The organism is Methanolobus zinderi (assembly GCF_013388255.1).
Taxonomy (GTDB): Archaea; Halobacteriota; Methanosarcinia; order Methanosarcinales; family Methanosarcinaceae; genus Methanolobus; species Methanolobus zinderi.
Genome location: NZ_CP058215.1, coordinates 1,270,069 through 1,284,817, shown reverse-complemented (window position 1 = coordinate 1,284,817; position 14,749 = coordinate 1,270,069). Strand labels below are relative to the sequence as shown.

Here is a 14,749-nt window from a genome sequence, read left to right as displayed (position 1 = left end):
TTTTGTCATTTCCATGGAAGAAATACGGGAAAATGACGGGAAACTAATCGGCTCAAAGGCATTTTCATTACACACGATCACCGGAGAAGAATTGAAGGTTCCTCCTTTTATCTGCATCACCACGGAAGCCTATGAAAGATATCTTGAATCCACCTCCATCAAAGGCAGGATAATACTGGAACTCTCAAGAAAGGATATCAAGGACATGCGCTGGGAGGAGATGTGGGACACATCTCTGAGAATAAGGAATATGTTCCTGAACACACCAATCCCTGAAGAACTTGACCGGGGTATCCGTGAGCAGTTGATCAAATACTTTTCAGATACAGCTGTTGTTGTCAGGTCCTCTGCACCCGGAGAGGATTCAGAAAAAACATCCTTTGCAGGACTTCACGAATCCTATGTCAATGTTCGGGGAATTGATTCCATTATGGAACACATAAGGCTCGTGTGGGCGTCTCTCTGGTCGGATGCTGCTCTGCTGTACAGGGAAGAGCTGGGACTGGATATCAATCACAGCAGTATGGCCGTACTTGTCCAGGAACTTGTGGCAGGGGAAGTATCGGGTATTGTTTTTAGCAAGGGTCCTGAGAACAACAACCAGATGGTGATAGAAGCTGTTCATGGTTTGAACAAGGGACTGGTGGATGGTGATGTGGAACCAGACAGATGGCTGGTTGACAGAGAAAAAAAATCCATAATCAGACATTCTGGCCCGTCCGTCCGGGGTAAGATCGTACGATTAAAGGAGACCGGTACGGCGCTGGAAAAACTACCTGAGAACTTATCAGATACCATTCCACTGAAAGAAAAGGATGTTCTGGAAATACATTATATTGCCCTTGAACTGGAAAAAAAAATTCGGGCTGGCTCAGGATATTGAGTGGACTAAAAGGGATGATGATATTTATGTGCTGCAGTCAAGACCCGTGACAATCTCTCAGAACAGTGAAAAGCTCTGGTATCTCTCACTCAGGAGAAATATTGATAATTTACACACCCTTCGCAAAAAAATAGAGGATAAATTAATCCCGGAGATGATAAGTGATGCAAAATTACTGCAATCCATCAATCCTGCATTAATGGACGACAATAAGCTCGCCGAAGAGATAATCCGAAGGAAAAAACTTTATGAAGAATGGAATAAGCGTTACACCGACGAGTTCATCCCATTTGCACATGGCATGAGACTCTTCGGTCAGGTCTACAATGATAGGGTTAAACCGTCAAACCCCTACGAATTCATGGATCTGCTTTCGGGTTCTGAGATGCTGAGTATAAAAAGGAATGAAGGTATCAACAGACTTGCAGGTATACTCAGAAATGATGCATCTCTCATGGACAAAGCAAAAAATGGGGTTGTTGAGGGAGATTTTGCAGAAGGCCTTGAAAAGCTGTTCAGGGATTTCGGTCATTCGGGAATCTTCAAAACCAGGAAAGACCTGCTTGGTCACATAATAAAGCTGGCCTCAAATCCTGAAAAGGAAAAGCAAGATCAAGAAGACAGCAGTGAACTGGAAAGGTCTTTTATTTCCGCTTTTGAGGAAGAGGAAAAAGGCTTTGCCGAGGAATTACTTGATATCGCACGTATCAGCTATCGCCTGAGGGATGACGACAACATCCATCTGGGAAGGATAGAGCATCAGTATCTCCTAAGCCTGAACGAGGCAAAGATGAGAATAGCAGCAAGATCCGACAAACTTGACCCAGAAGATAATTTTGAACTGGAAGAACTTGTAAAGGCGCTCAGGGACAGTGCATACATTCCTGAAAAGAAAATGAGGATAAGCAGAGAGGATGTGACCCTGCATGAAAAGAAAAATGTCAGGCAGATTCAGGGACAGCCGGCAGGTGAGGGGATAGTTACCGGAAGAGCACGGGTTATTGACGAAAAACAGGATCTCTTCGACATTAAGTCCGGAGAGATCATGGTCTGCGATTCCATAGATCCGAATATGACCTTTGTTGTGCCATTGGTCAGCGGTATAGTCGAGCGCAGGGGCGGAATGCTGATACACGGTGCTATTATTGCACGTGAATACGGGATTCCCTGTGTAACCGGAATACCTGATGCAACAAAAATAATTGCAAACAAAGACGAAGTTACGGTTGATGGCTATCTGGGAATTGTAACCATCAGAAAAGGTGAAGGAAAATATTAGGCTTAATTTTAGTAAATCTAGAAATCAGAGCCAATTATCCATTTTGTAACAATGCCCACAAGAACCGCGATAGTAAAACTTAGAAAGGTGCCTATGAGAATATATTCACTTACCTTTCTGTCAGTTGTGAATCTGAATATGGATTTTGCAGTGACAAGCAAACCTATTGCCTGATACTGGCTGAGCAGGACAAATGTCAGGAGAAGGAATCTCTCCAGACGACCGATCCAGAGTCCGGCGTTGGGCAGGCCTTCACCTTCTGTGCCGTCCTTTTCCTGATGCCAGGGCTCTGTAAACTTGCCTATTAGAATACCACTTGGCCAGATGGCTATTGTGTAGGCAACGACTAGTATCCATACATTCTCGATGTTAAGTGTTGCAGACCGGAGACCTGTCAGGAGTATTTCAGGACCTGTTATTGCTGACCAGAGTGCGATAATCGTGATCATATGGACCGTTTGATCCAGAACAAACCATTTCAGATCGTCATTGCGGGTTGATTTAAAGCCGTCTATCAGTATATGGACGATAGTGTAAGCAATAAACAGCCCTGTGTAAGCATAATGACCTGAGAGCAAATATGCAAGCAGGCCTGCAAGCAGGCCGTGAATGTAAAGCCAGTGTGAAAGCCACCTGTTTTCAAAACGGTCGTCCACCATGGACCTGGTCTGGAACACGAAGTCAGCGAGCAAATGAGCCAGGATTAGTCGTGCCAGCAGGGATATATCAAAAATGCTCGGGTCCATTTTTATCACTCTGCATGAATATACCGGGATACGCAAATAAGCTTTCGTAGTTGTCAAGGAAAGTCTTTATTGCATCAAATCCAGCGGCCTTGAGACTCTGTGATACGGAAGACTGGGTCTTTCCCTTCATGGCTGCTATCTCTTCCTGTGTAAGACCTGAGAGTTTTCCAAGCAATATCTCTTTCTGTATATCCGTCCACCTGCTTGCTGTTAAATCAAAGAACGCACACTGGGATTCGAACAGCAGATCCAGTGCAGGTTCAGGACTGGTTATCATCAGATACTGATTGTTTTTTTTCATGCTGTCCAGGGCTTTTCCGGATAAACGGAAAGCCATGCCGTCTGCTTCTCCGATATTCCCGGATTCAGGAAGATAGTCGATCGAGCCAATACCGATCGATATCCTTACTGACAGGTCCGCTCCTTTCCTATCAAAGATACCCAGCTTCAGATAAAGGATCACAGAAGCCAGCAACGCATGCTGTGGGTTAAGCACGGCCTGAAAACTGTCACCTCTGAATATCTCAAAAGACAGAAGAATATCATCCTTTAAATTCATCTCTTTTTCCAGGAACCTGAAGGAGTCATGCATGTATGAAAGGACCGCCTTCCTGCAAGCATAATCTATCTCGGATGAGCCGACAAGGTCTCCTGTTATAACAGCATACAAAGTATTTCTATTGACCAAAAGCTCCACCTGACCGGATGAATATATATTATATTTAAAGTATTAGTTTTAAAGATTATTATTATATGAAATAAGTTTTAAAGCTAATAATAATGTATTAGAATCTATTGAACTTATATATTTTGGTTAAAGTGATATGGGTTAAAAAACGGATTATAGTAATTATAGTAATACTAAATCGAATCTATAGACCAATAATTTTGAGCAAAACTAGAAATCCGATGCCTACAGAGTATCTCAAAGGGGAGATATTGTGGATAAGCAGGATAAACCGATTATAGAAGTCTCAAAGAACGGGCCGTATATTGTGAGAGATCTTAAGACACTTCGCAATTCAAAGGGAATCTTTATCGAGACAGGTCCGGTCATGGCACTGTGTAGATGTGGAAAATCAAAAAAAATGCCTTTTTGCGACGGTTCACACCTGAAGAACGATTTCTCAGGGGAAAAGAAAGATGATCGTGTCCCGGACAGAATTGAAACCTTCCATGGGAAGAATATTACCATTCACAGTAACAGGGGAGTATGCAGCCATGCGGCCCACTGTGTCGAGATTCTGCCTTCGGTATTCAGGAAGGGAAAAGAACCGAGAATCGATCCAAATGATGCCGAAGCTGAAGAGATAGCAAAGTTGATCAGAATGTGTCCTTCAGGGGCTCTGAGCTATACCATCGACGATGTACACTACAGGGATTATCCACATGAACCGGAGATATTTGTTTCAAAGGACAGTGCCTATCATGTTGTCGGCGGGATAAAATTAAATGATCCCGATGGTTCAAAACCCGAAACAGAGGATCATTACACTCTTTGCAGATGCGGAGCTTCAAAAAATAAGCCATTCTGTGATGGCAGCCACTTTGAAGTCGGTTTCAAAGATCCAAAAAATTGAAAGCCTAAATCTCAGAAGGCTCCTTTTATACCTGATATGAAGTTATCTGAAATTATATGGACTTCCATGGATAGCACCATTCCTGCAACAGCGGCTATGATAAAGTCAGGTGGAAGACTCTGCGGTTGTACACCTGCAAGCAACAGCACAGGTATGGCTATCAATGCAAGGTTCATCACTATGGAAAGCGGGCCAAGTATCAGGTTGTGAGAGAAGCCCCTGTGCTTGAATATAACCTTATAGGGCCACCATAGTATCCTGAATATCCCCCATCTTTTGTAAGAACTGCTCTCGATATCCAGGTCCGGGCTGAGGAAGAACGTTGCAAAAAGGTATGCAACGGCAAAAGTCATTATTGTATATGTATTCAGGTAACCGGCGATAAGAAGTGCTTCTTTCAGTGTTGCAAGATACAGAAGTCCTGAAACTGCAACTATCAATACTGCCATATTGATCATCTCATGTGTTTTTCCGTCTGGCATTTCATCTATCCCCTCAAGATAAATTCAGTTTATATATGCTTTAAATGCTTTTATACTCTTCGAATTTTGGGAGCATACGGATCGTAAGTTAAAACTGAAAAAAAGATATTGAGTTTCTTACTCCCCGGAAAAATGTGACTGTGACAGTCCCATCAGATATCCTCCAAAACCGATCATCCACAGAACTATAGGATATGCTATCCAGCGTTCAAGTCCTCCGGGACCAAGAACGGCAAAGGGGCTTTCCATACCAAGGATATAGTACAGAAGCAGATCAAGAAGCGCTATAAGTCCAAGTATAACCGAGAAATAATTGAGCGGAGATGAACTCTGTCTGTAACTCACAATTGCGGCAATACCTCCAGAGAGAAATGCCAGCAAAGCGAATATTGCATGAATCGCGCCAAAGTTTCCGGGGAATATACCCACACCAAACACGCCAATTCCGAAAAGAGCCAATGTGGTGGTGAATATATCCATCCCGGATGAGCGATACAAAAAATATGCGGAAAAGATTATGCATAGACCGGATAGTATCATGGTGGAATTGAATATGCTTGCCGCAGGCTGGACTATGATGCTGTTGGGTGGTACAGTGGCTCCAAGATCACTTATCATGTTCTGCGATGTACTGTAACTGGGATATACTGCCTCTGCCGTGGTTATCCCTAAAAATACTATCACACCTGCAATAAACAGCAGTGCGCCTGCAATGTTTTGATAACTGATGTCAGGCCGGTTTGTACTTTCTGCGGTCATAATATCCTTTTTCCAAATGTTAATACTTAATTTAAGAATATTGATTATGAATTTGATCCGAGAGCAGGTAGATGAATATATCTCTATTTTTAATTCAGACATTGAACTGAATGCTAAACCTCATCATCATCATTCTTAACATATATAGAAAGATAGATATATTTATATAGTGCAAATTAATACTAGAATTTGCGTTCAAAGGTCAAAAACCTGATCGAATGAAAAACGGTCAAAAAACGATCCGGTATGATATAAACCAGCCGGAAATGCTGAAAAATAAATCAGAATTATGGGAGCGTTAATTTGTCCCATATTTGCCTCATTCCCTCAAGAAAAACTGGCAGATTAACGTTCCACTTTTCAGCATTCATCTTTAATGGAGTATGAGCGAGTGGGGTTATGTCCTTTTCAGGACGGGTGATTGTCAAAACAGGGTTATTGTCAAAATATAAGGAAAGCACTTCTTTTTGCTTTCCCTTTCTTTTACAGATTTCAATCATTCTAGTAAACTATCTTTGAGATATCCATCTCAAGTATATCCTCGGCTCCCAGGGATTTGAGTTTGGGTATCAATAGGTTTACTTCATTTTTGTTTACAACAGTTTCCACAGCATAGAAATCTGATTTGTAGAGTTGTGATACTGTCGGCCTTTTCATGGAAGGCAGAGCCTCAATAACCGCATCCAGCTTATCTGCAGGAACGTTCATGTCAATGAGCACCTTCCCCCTTGCCTTGATCACAGAGAGCAGAAGTGTCTTTATCTCTTCTATTTCCTGTCTTTTCACAGGGTCTTCCCAGCTCTTTTTGTTTGCTATAAGCTTGGAGGATGATTCCATGATAATATCCACTATCTTAAGGCCGTTCTTGCGCAGGGTAGATCCTGTCTCTGTGAGATCCACAACAACATCCATGAGATCGGGTACTTTTGCCTCTGTTGCACCGTAGGAGAAATGTATATCCACCGGAATGCCACGTTCTTCGAAGAATTTCTTTGTCATCTTCGGGTATTCTGTGGTCACCCTGCTGTTGGGTTTTACATCCCTCGCACTTTCAATTGGTGCATCCTTGGGCACTGCTATGACGATCTTCACGTTACCCGCACCCTGCTTGCTGTATGGCAGATCAGCCACTTCCACGACATCGGAATCGGATTCGGTAACCCAGTCCAGTCCCGAGATTCCAAGATCGAAGTAACCCTCTGCAATATAGCCGGGAATTTCCTGTGGCCTGAGTATCTTGATCTTATCGATCCTGGGATCATTTATCTTAGGATTGTAATCCCTGTCCGTCTTTTTAATCTCGAGGTCCGCCTGCTTGAACAAAAGGAAGGTCTGTTCCTCTAAACTGCCTTTGGGGAGAGCTATATCTATCATTTTCACATCTCGGTCTGTTATTTTGATGAAAGTACCATAAGAAGAATATAGTTGTGTTTTATAAGTGTTTCCTGATTAATCAATCAACAGAAGTGATAAAAAAGTAAGATCATGCCTGCTGATCTGCATGACTTACAGCAATGTCTTCCCCGATGGAAGGTCTTGGCATTTCATGTCTTGTAAACTCAGCAGGCTCTTCGAATGCAGTCTCTTTTCCGTCCACCCATTTGTCCATTACAACACAGGTAACGATATCCCCTATCACGTTCACAGCCGTACGGCTCATGTCAAGAATCCTGTCCACACCGATTATCAGAGCTATTCCGGCGGTAGGCACACCCACGGTACTCAAGATCATTGCCAGGATGACAATACCGACTCCCGGAGTAGACGGTGTTCCTATGGAAGCTCCCACAACAGTCACCATCAGGAGTAGCAGTGCACCAAAACCAAGGTCCACTCCGAAAACCTGTGCAAGGAAGACTGCTGCAATACTCTGGTATAGAGCCGTACCATTCATGTTTATCGTTGCTCCCAGAGGTACCACGAACTGGGATATGGATGATCTGACACCAAGCTTCTCCTCAGCTGTCTTGATTGACAAGGGCATCACAGCGGCAGAACTTGATGTGGAGAAGGCAAGCAGTAATACGTCCCTGGATGACTGGAGAAAGCTGATAGGATTCTTTCTTGCCACGGTAGCCACTATCAGCATATAGAACAGCAGTAACATCAAAAGTCCAAGCAGTACTGTCCCTACATATACCAGCATTCCAAGCAATGCTTCAACTCCAAGGTTGATCGTGAACTTGCATATTAGCCCGAATACGGCTATTGGTGCAAGCAACATGCTCCAGCGCACAACCGTCATGCTCACTTCCTGTAACGAGCCAAGTAGTTCCAGCAAGGGCTTTGATTGCTTTGGCGCCATGGAGATCAGGGCCACACCTATTATTATTGAAAATATCACAACCTGAAGCATCTGTCCCGTGGCAAGTGCTCCGAGAGGGTTTGTAGGCAATATGGTTGATATCATCCCCGGAACGTCAGCAACTTCAGGAGTGCTGAAGGTTTCTTCGGCTACCTGTACGGTCTCGGAACCCATGGTCTGCTGAACCGTGTCTGTACTGATGTAGGTACCCGGATCGATCGTCATGGCCAGTCCCAGACCGATCATTATGGCGATGGCCGTGGTCACAAGGAAGTATGCTACAGTACGCAGACCCACTTTTTTTAGCTGCTCCATATCCTCACCGGCGGCAATACCCAGTATGATCGAGGCAACCACCAGAGGCACGACTATCATCTGTAGCAGGGCAAGGAAGATATATCCCGGAAGTGCCAGCCATTCTCCTATGACGTATGAGGTCTGTGGATCTATCAGGCCTGCGGAAGGACCGAGTACAAGACCTGTGACAATTCCAAGGAACATACCGAGAAGGATCTTAAGCCATAGTCTGCCTTCAACAAGTGCGTTCAGTTGATAATGCAGATGTTTTAATGATCGGGGATGTACAATAGATAGGGGGTCGCGTAAGTTGTATCTTCCTGACATGTTATTGAGTGTTCAACTCATTATTAAAGGCGTTTTTGGTGTAAAAAACCGTAGATTCAGGATTTTTATATACTATAAATAAAACTATATATCGGAACCCACAGACCGCTGATTACCAGCAGATTATTAATGACCACCAGTATGCCCAGCAGGGTTATCATATGTCTTGTAATATCCCACATGGAACGATAACCACGTCTTTTAAGATACAGGTAGTCTAGAAAACAAAAGGAAATGAAGATCAATTTCAGTATTACAATGCTATAGTATCCGAAATAATCAAGGAGTACTGCAATCAGAAAATTCGCTTCATAGCCCATTCCGTTTTCAATAGCAAATACGGTTGTAAGCAGATCGCCCAGAACATAAAAGATAAGAACATACCTCAGATCGTGGAAGAATTCGCCGAAATCCACATTCTTCAGCAATGAAAATAACTTAAAGTAAGCACTATCAGATCCTGAGAACAACTCCAAGATTTCCCACCATTTCCTTGTGTAAATATTATGACCCGGAACATTTAAAAATTTGAGAAACTTTGTTCAGAATAAATACTCATATGTTTACATACAATCCCTCAGGAAAGTGAAATTGAGAATCTAACGACAAATATGACAATTTTAGCGATTGCTATTTGCATGTGAAGACAGAAAGTATGTAATGTGGAAGAATTATGATTCCGTTAATCGTACCACTTCTGATATTTCTGGGCTCGCTTTACAAAATGCTCAAGCAACCTGAGTTCAGGAGTTTTTTTGCACTCGTACTCATGACTCTTATTTTTGGCAGTGTAGCCTACCACTTTATAGAGGGATGGAGCTGGCTTGATTCCTTTTATTTTTTCTGTGATAGCTCTTACGACCATAGGTTTTGGGGATTTTGCGCCCAGCACCGACCTGGGTAAGGTCTTCACCATCATCTATGTATTCATTGGTCTTGGGATACTTCTGGGCTTTGTTAACGCCAGTGCCGAGTATTTCAGGAGAAGACAGAAGGAAAGAGTAAGCAGAAGAAGGAAGATACACCGAAAAAATCCGGAAAATACCATGGAAGTGCAAGAAGATATTGAATAGATTTGAGAGTTCAGTCAATATATCGGAATCCGAAGTTATGTATTTCACCTCTTTATCTATAAGCTTTTATTTTTGAAATCGTATGATAAAACGGAGAAATTATTATGCCAATAATATCTGACAAATTACCGGAAACGATTGACGCCTTTTCCCAGTTGAGATCAAGCATATTCAAAGACAGTGCCCTTGATGTGAAGACAAAGGAATTAATTGCCATTGCATCCGCCGTACTGATGAGATGTGAGAAGTGTGTGGAGATACATTCTCAGAGGGCTCTGGACAACGGAGCCACAAAAGATGAGATTGCTGAGGCTATTTCAGTTGCAATGTTCATTGCCGGAGGTTCCCAGCTTCACTGGACGGATGTGTATGACAGTATACTGAAAGATGCCGAATAGGAAGTTGAGCTCCTGATCGGACTATTTTTTCAATATCCTGTAGTGCAATTGTGCAAGCCCGCTTTCAAAACTGGCATTGTTAATAAGTTCCATATGAACTTCTTTTTTTATACGGTCAAAAAGAGGGATTCCATTTCCCAGAATGATCGGATGGATCGAAAGGATGATTTCATCGATAAGATCCTGCTCAAGAAAAAGTCTGATTATTTGCGAGCCACCTACAAGCCAGATTCCATCGCTTTCAGACAGGCGCAGAGAATCTGTGAATTTTCCAATATCTCCTGATACAAACTCCAGCTTATCGATATCCTGGAAAGGATGATCTTGTCTTGTGAAAACGATCGATCTCTTGTCTTTATAGGGATAGTCTCCGAATTCCAGCACCTTATCGTATGTCTTTCTTCCCATGAGTACTGTCCCTATGGAATCATAGAACTCCTGATATCCATAATCCCCATCCGTAAAAAGCCAGTCCACACTGCCATCGGGGCGGGAGATATAGCCATCGAGACTTGCTGCAATGAATAGATTTACTTTTCCCACGTTACCGCCCCATTCCTGTTCACTTCACAACAACCCTTTCTCAATATAGTATTCATCCCTCGCATCCACAAGTGCCTGGATATTGGATGTTGGTGTACGTGGTGCTATACCACAACCCGGGGCAAGGATATCCACTCCGTCTTCAATGCACTGTTTTGCTTCCTTTTTTATATTCTCATGGGACTTTGCAAGCAGTGTTGCCGCAGGTGAGATGTTACCAATAAGGCAGGCTCTTTTGCCTATGATCTCCTTTGCATATCTTGCATCCACCTTCTCCTCCAGACTGAGTGCCTGGAACCCGGACACAGCCAGCCCTTCAAGTATATCCGTGGCATCTCCGCATATGTGAAGCAATTTCAGTCCTTTCATCTTCGATGTTAATGAACGGTACATGGGAAGTACAATAGATTCGAATAGAGGAGGTGGGAGAAGATCAGGACCGGCTTCAGAGTCAATGATTATGACCGCATCTGCTCCATTCTCATAAAGTGCGTTGGCATATTCTCCGCAAACAGCCTCACCGATTGCGAGCAACTCCTGGAATACTTCAGGTTCGGTGATGCACCAGCGCAGGTAATTGTTTGCACCCGCCACATAAAAGGCAGTGGCAGCAGGTCCGATCATTCCGGCTATTATCGGGACATCATCACCCACCTTTTCCTTTATGATTCCAGTAGCTTCGATGACAGTTCTTATCCCTTCACTTTCCAGAAGATTCCCGGGAATTTCCAGTTTCTTTGCATCATCTGTAGTCTTGCATGGAAAGTCAAGCTCATATGGCTGGACATCGACAGAACCCTCAGCTATTGTGCATCCCAGGGTCTCTGCAATAACAGTTGTGGAAAAGGGCAAACGCACTGCTTCAAGGCCGGCAACTTCATGACCTGCGATGGCTAGTGTTGCCATCTTTTCAGCATCGTAATTTGCCTCCGGCCAGAAAGCTCCGCAGGCTTCCATGAGCTCAACAGTTCCTGTTTGTGTAACCGAACATACTGGTACTTTATCAACCTCTTTTCCTTTCACAGAGCGTACAAAACGCTCTTTTAGGGTTAAATCTTCCATGACGCATCCTCCACTTGATGTACTATAATCTAAAAGAAAACTATGATTTCCGGTCAGTTATCAATGAATATCTGCCTTCATGACTTACTTTAAAGTTGCGATTTAAAAAGCAAAATAATGGTCTGAGTTTTTTCATATTCGTGATTATAGCTTGCTTGTTCTAAAAATAAAATCAGCTTTTAAAAATATAGGTATAATACATAAATTTTTAAACTCCAAAGCAATTTAGCTTATGAGGTAAAATTATGCATATTGTGGTTAAAAAATTAATGACATTCTCTTTGCTGGCGGCATTGGTCCTGATATCAGGCTGTACTGATACCACTACCGAACCTGTTGATTCTGAAAACGTATTTCTTGAAGCTTCACCAGTGATCCTGAAGGAATTCCAGGAACAGGACATCTCGATCATTGTAACCAATAATGCCACACAGGCACTTGAAGCTGTGAAGGTCACAGGTTTTACGCCTTTATCTGTGGTCGGAGCAGAGTCAGTGAACATTGAAGGCAGGACAGGCACCGAACCCATGCAGTCAAGTCTGAATGCCAAAGTAAGTGCTCCTTCCTTTGAAACCGATCAGAACGATTCCGCTCTGACAATTAGCTATCTGTCAGGAAGCGACAGTAACGGGAAACAGTCCACTGGAACAAAATCAATCACCGTTCCGGTGACCATACTTCCTGATGCCAAACTGCAGTTCGTTGGCTTTGTTGAGGACATGGATTCCCTGAGCACACCTGCTGCAGAAAGCTGGGAGTTGCGCAAGGGAGAGAATGCAACCATTAAGTTCTCTGTAAGAAACGATGGTGAAACCACCATACCCGGAGGCGTCCTGACTGTTGTAGCTGATGTTGATAACAAGCTTATAGCAGACCAGGCATCAGTCCCGATCAACCAGTCAATGGCAAGAAAGGGTACCTCCTACACAAAGGGCTTGCAGATCCCAATTAACGGGGACGCACCAAACGGCGAGACTGATGTTATTGTTAAACTGATGTACGGGGACATGATTGTAGATGAGCAGACCCTCGTACTGAAAGTCAAGCTGTAGGTCGGAAAATGAAACCCCTAACCTTTCTTTTTTTCTTTTCTATTCTTTTGTTTTCCATAGGTAGTGGCTGTATAAACGATGATCTGCAGGAGGAGAGCCCAGAGCCTCTTATCAGCAGTGTGGATGTGATGACATTATCCTCTGATGAGGATTTTGAACTCAAGGTTACTGTCTATGTTCAGAACCCACAGGACACTGATACAGAATCATTGTCCCTGAAGGTCAAAACAAGGAATCCTGAAACAAATCTGATAGGCGCAGAGAATGTGGCGGAAATCGGTTATCTCAAAGCAAGAACTCACACGTATAAGAGTATGACATTCACGGTTCCAAAGGGCGGAAAGCAGATGATCGAAGCAGAGTTGTTTGAAAACGACATACTGACAGACAGTTATTCAACACCAGTGCAGCTTGTTGCTGAAAAGAAAGATGAGGAACCCAGCATTATGCTCACAGACCTGGTAATTGAAACGAAACAGGTCACCAACTATGGAAAAGACATAATAGTGGATGTATCCCCCGGAATTTTGAACCAGGGTGAAGAGCTCAGCAAACTTACACTTGTCATTACAGCAATTTCTGACCCCTACACGAGATACACAGGCAGTACAATCATCTCGAATGTCGAGGCTAACCGGAGAACAAGGGGAAGCTTGCGGATGACAGTGCCTGCAGATGATGAATATCAGTTCGAGATCGCTGTTCAGTCAGAAGGAGATGTACTGACAAGTGCCAGATCAAGTGATTTCATAAAACTCCATGACCTGAAAACGGATAACCCTGTCACATACCTGCTCATAGAAGAAGGAGCACCTGTCGAGGAACCAGTTGACGAAACTGCAGAAGAAGAACCTGCACCTGGATTCACTTTGATTATAGCCGGTCTTGCTGCAATTCTGGCATTTGGAATTTTCAAAAGGAAGAAAACTAGCTGATCATTCTTCCTTTCTTATTTTTGTGTTAAGACCGAAATTCAATCTGTTCTAAATGTAATCCATTGCCTGAGCCATCTCACGGATGAACGCATAATCACTGTTGTTGGCTTCGATATAAGATGCATGATTATCGCGTACCTCCATGAAGCTCTCGAATGTTTCAGGTGATTTTGTTTTCATATCGAGGAAGGCATTTTTGATATTTTCTCTGAGCACAGGGTCCATGTCACCTCTTACGGCAATGGGATTGGGTGGTATAGGGCCAGATTCCCAGATTATCAGAATATCGTTCTCCGAAGAATTGTCATCTTCAAAATAACGACCGTAGGCCGTTGAAGCTACGGCACCCGCATCAACAATGTTACCGGATATTACGGACTTTATAGTAATGTCATGTCCACCGGAAAATATGACTGACCCAAAATCTGTTTCCGGGTCAATATCCTGTGACAGCAGATATCCGCGGGGAACCAGATTACCGGAGGTGGATGCCGGATCTACGAAAGAGAAGGTCACGTTGTGCGAGTTCTCTGCCAGTTCATCAGTGCTGTTGATTCTCGTGTTCCTGTTGACAATGATATAACTGTTATAGGTATCAAGTTTCCCTTCGTCATTTGCTCCTGCTATTATGATCTCAGATCCTGCCCTCTCAGCTGCGATCACAGAAGAAAAGGGTCCAAAGAAAGCCATATCCAGTTCTCCTGCTTCCATGGCATCGATTATAACATAATAATCACTGCTTTTTATTGTCCTTATCTCCATTCCAAGCTCTGAACCCAGGTAATTTTCAACACCACTGAACTGTTGTGACACCTTTACAGGTTCGTCCCATAATATCAGCCCGATCCTGAGCTCTTTTTGTACCTCATCAGTCTGAATTACATTTTCATCTTTTGCTGCACACCCGGAAGCAAGGATTAAAATGGTCAAAATCGTGAGAACTGAAAAGCAGCCTTTTTTATTGGAACCAAGGATATAATTCATTTTTCAACAACCTGATCTGCTATGACCATATATTCAAAGTGTAA

18 protein-coding genes are annotated in these 14,749 nt (G+C 43.2%); 7 read left to right on the top strand and 11 right to left on the bottom strand.

What is annotated here, in order from left to right; translation table 11 throughout:
• The first annotated feature begins 13 nt into the window (after window positions 1-13).
• Together HWN40_RS06300 and HWN40_RS06295 are read left to right on the top strand one after the other, a co-directional pair.
• On the top strand, window positions 14-883 hold the full coding sequence (locus HWN40_RS06300; RefSeq protein ID WP_176964942.1) for a PEP/pyruvate-binding domain-containing protein: 870 nt from the start codon (window positions 14-16) through the stop codon (window positions 881-883).
• Window positions 843-2,162: a PEP-utilizing enzyme gene (locus tag HWN40_RS06295; protein WP_176964941.1), complete on the top strand. Its 1,320-nt coding sequence runs from the start codon at window positions 843-845 to the stop codon at window positions 2,160-2,162. The genes HWN40_RS06300 and HWN40_RS06295 overlap by 41 nt, the downstream gene beginning before the upstream one ends.
• Window positions 2,163-2,179: 17 nt before the next feature.
• On the opposite strand, the gene HWN40_RS06290 is transcribed toward HWN40_RS06295, so the two are convergent.
• Both HWN40_RS06290 and HWN40_RS06285 read right to left on the bottom strand, forming a co-directional pair.
• On the bottom strand, window positions 2,180-2,908 hold the full coding sequence (locus HWN40_RS06290) for a DUF3307 domain-containing protein (protein WP_176964940.1): 729 nt from the start codon (window positions 2,906-2,908) through the stop codon (window positions 2,180-2,182).
• Entirely contained in the window at window positions 2,889-3,596 is a 708-nt protein-coding gene (locus HWN40_RS06285; protein WP_176964939.1) for a SatD family protein, read from the bottom strand. The genes HWN40_RS06290 and HWN40_RS06285 overlap by 20 nt, the downstream gene beginning before the upstream one ends.
• Before the next feature lie 253 nt (window positions 3,597-3,849).
• Between HWN40_RS06285 and HWN40_RS06280 the strand changes: the two genes are divergently transcribed.
• Entirely contained in the window at window positions 3,850-4,488 is a 639-nt protein-coding gene (locus tag HWN40_RS06280) for a CDGSH iron-sulfur domain-containing protein (RefSeq protein WP_176964938.1), read from the top strand.
• An 11-nt stretch (window positions 4,489-4,499) separates the two neighbouring features.
• Here the strand turns inward: HWN40_RS06280 and HWN40_RS06275 are convergent, their stop codons facing one another.
• The 6 genes from HWN40_RS06275 to HWN40_RS06250 form a co-directional block, all read right to left on the bottom strand.
• The gene (locus tag HWN40_RS06275; protein WP_176964937.1) at window positions 4,500-4,970 is read right to left on the bottom strand and encodes a metal-binding protein; all 471 of its coding nucleotides are present in this window, start codon (window positions 4,968-4,970) and stop codon (window positions 4,500-4,502) included.
• Window positions 4,971-5,087: 117 nt separating this feature from the next.
• Window positions 5,088-5,729: a DUF998 domain-containing protein gene (locus HWN40_RS06270; protein ID WP_176964936.1), complete on the bottom strand. Its 642-nt coding sequence runs from the start codon at window positions 5,727-5,729 to the stop codon at window positions 5,088-5,090.
• A gap of 287 nt (window positions 5,730-6,016) precedes the next feature.
• Window positions 6,017-6,229 carry a hypothetical protein gene (locus tag HWN40_RS06265; RefSeq protein ID WP_176964935.1) on the bottom strand — a complete coding sequence of 71 codons (213 nt, stop codon included), beginning with the start codon at window positions 6,227-6,229 and terminating at the stop codon, window positions 6,017-6,019.
• A gap of 1 nt (window position 6,230) precedes the next feature.
• Entirely contained in the window at window positions 6,231-7,103 is an 873-nt protein-coding gene (gene hisG / locus HWN40_RS06260) for an ATP phosphoribosyltransferase (protein ID WP_176964934.1), read from the bottom strand.
• A 109-nt stretch (window positions 7,104-7,212) separates the two neighbouring features.
• Window positions 7,213-8,658, bottom strand: a complete 1,446-nt coding sequence (locus HWN40_RS06255; protein ID WP_176964933.1) for a dicarboxylate/amino acid:cation symporter — start codon at window positions 8,656-8,658, stop codon at window positions 7,213-7,215.
• A gap of 65 nt (window positions 8,659-8,723) precedes the next feature.
• A complete protein-coding gene (locus tag HWN40_RS06250; RefSeq protein ID WP_218165487.1) occupies window positions 8,724-9,134 on the bottom strand; it encodes a DUF5658 family protein in 411 nt (136 codons plus the stop codon).
• Window positions 9,135-9,482: 348 nt separating this feature from the next.
• Between HWN40_RS06250 and HWN40_RS06245 the strand changes: the two genes are divergently transcribed.
• Both HWN40_RS06245 and HWN40_RS06240 read left to right on the top strand, forming a co-directional pair.
• Window positions 9,483-9,731, top strand: a complete 249-nt coding sequence (locus HWN40_RS06245) for a potassium channel family protein (RefSeq protein ID WP_246276003.1) — start codon at window positions 9,483-9,485, stop codon at window positions 9,729-9,731.
• Window positions 9,732-9,835: 104 nt separating this feature from the next.
• On the top strand, window positions 9,836-10,129 hold the full coding sequence (locus tag HWN40_RS06240) for a carboxymuconolactone decarboxylase family protein (protein ID WP_176964931.1): 294 nt from the start codon (window positions 9,836-9,838) through the stop codon (window positions 10,127-10,129).
• A gap of 21 nt (window positions 10,130-10,150) precedes the next feature.
• Here the strand turns inward: HWN40_RS06240 and HWN40_RS06235 are convergent, their stop codons facing one another.
• Entirely contained in the window at window positions 10,151-10,672 is a 522-nt protein-coding gene (locus HWN40_RS06235; RefSeq protein ID WP_176964930.1) for a dihydrofolate reductase family protein, read from the bottom strand.
• A 24-nt stretch (window positions 10,673-10,696) separates the two neighbouring features.
• Window positions 10,697-11,734: a methylcobamide:CoM methyltransferase MtaA gene (gene mtaA, locus HWN40_RS06230; protein WP_176964929.1), complete on the bottom strand. Its 1,038-nt coding sequence runs from the start codon at window positions 11,732-11,734 to the stop codon at window positions 10,697-10,699.
• A 245-nt stretch (window positions 11,735-11,979) separates the two neighbouring features.
• Here mtaA and HWN40_RS06225 point away from each other — a divergent pair, with 245 nt between their 5' ends.
• Together HWN40_RS06225 and HWN40_RS06220 are read left to right on the top strand one after the other, a co-directional pair.
• On the top strand, window positions 11,980-12,786 hold the full coding sequence (locus HWN40_RS06225; protein WP_176964928.1) for a COG1361 family protein: 807 nt from the start codon (window positions 11,980-11,982) through the stop codon (window positions 12,784-12,786).
• Window positions 12,787-12,794: 8 nt separating this feature from the next.
• Window positions 12,795-13,721: a DUF7490 domain-containing protein gene (locus HWN40_RS06220; RefSeq protein ID WP_176964927.1), complete on the top strand. Its 927-nt coding sequence runs from the start codon at window positions 12,795-12,797 to the stop codon at window positions 13,719-13,721.
• Between the two features lie 48 nt (window positions 13,722-13,769).
• Here HWN40_RS06220 and HWN40_RS06215 read toward each other — a convergent pair whose 3' ends face one another.
• Window positions 13,770-14,705 (bottom strand): phosphate/phosphite/phosphonate ABC transporter substrate-binding protein, encoded by a 936-nt coding sequence (locus HWN40_RS06215; RefSeq protein ID WP_176964926.1) that lies wholly within the window; start codon window positions 14,703-14,705, stop codon window positions 13,770-13,772.
• Window positions 14,706-14,749 lie beyond the last annotated feature (44 nt).

Excerpts from the sequence above, each read along its gene's own strand:
- HWN40_RS06255 (WP_176964933.1), bottom strand. The coding sequence starts at position 8,658 with ATGTCAGGAAGATACAACTTACGCGACCCCCTATCTATTGTACATCCC.
- HWN40_RS06220 (WP_176964927.1), top strand. The coding sequence starts at position 12,795 with ATGAAACCCCTAACCTTTCTTTTTTTCTTTTCTATTCTTTTGTTTTCC.
- HWN40_RS06265 (WP_176964935.1), bottom strand. The coding sequence starts at position 6,229 with ATGATTGAAATCTGTAAAAGAAAGGGAAAGCAAAAAGAAGTGCTTTCC.
- hisG (WP_176964934.1), bottom strand. The coding sequence starts at position 7,103 with ATGATAGATATAGCTCTCCCCAAAGGCAGTTTAGAGGAACAGACCTTC.
- HWN40_RS06270 (WP_176964936.1), bottom strand. The coding sequence starts at position 5,729 with ATGACCGCAGAAAGTACAAACCGGCCTGACATCAGTTATCAAAACATT.
- HWN40_RS06275 (WP_176964937.1), bottom strand. The coding sequence starts at position 4,970 with ATGCCAGACGGAAAAACACATGAGATGATCAATATGGCAGTATTGATA.
- HWN40_RS06290 (WP_176964940.1), bottom strand. The coding sequence starts at position 2,908 with ATGGACCCGAGCATTTTTGATATATCCCTGCTGGCACGACTAATCCTG.
- mtaA (WP_176964929.1), bottom strand. The coding sequence starts at position 11,734 with ATGGAAGATTTAACCCTAAAAGAGCGTTTTGTACGCTCTGTGAAAGGA.
- HWN40_RS06215 (WP_176964926.1), bottom strand. The coding sequence starts at position 14,705 with ATGAATTATATCCTTGGTTCCAATAAAAAAGGCTGCTTTTCAGTTCTC.
- HWN40_RS06240 (WP_176964931.1), top strand. The coding sequence starts at position 9,836 with ATGCCAATAATATCTGACAAATTACCGGAAACGATTGACGCCTTTTCC.
- HWN40_RS06225 (WP_176964928.1), top strand. The coding sequence starts at position 11,980 with ATGCATATTGTGGTTAAAAAATTAATGACATTCTCTTTGCTGGCGGCA.
- HWN40_RS06300 (WP_176964942.1), top strand. The coding sequence starts at position 14 with ATGGAAGAAATACGGGAAAATGACGGGAAACTAATCGGCTCAAAGGCA.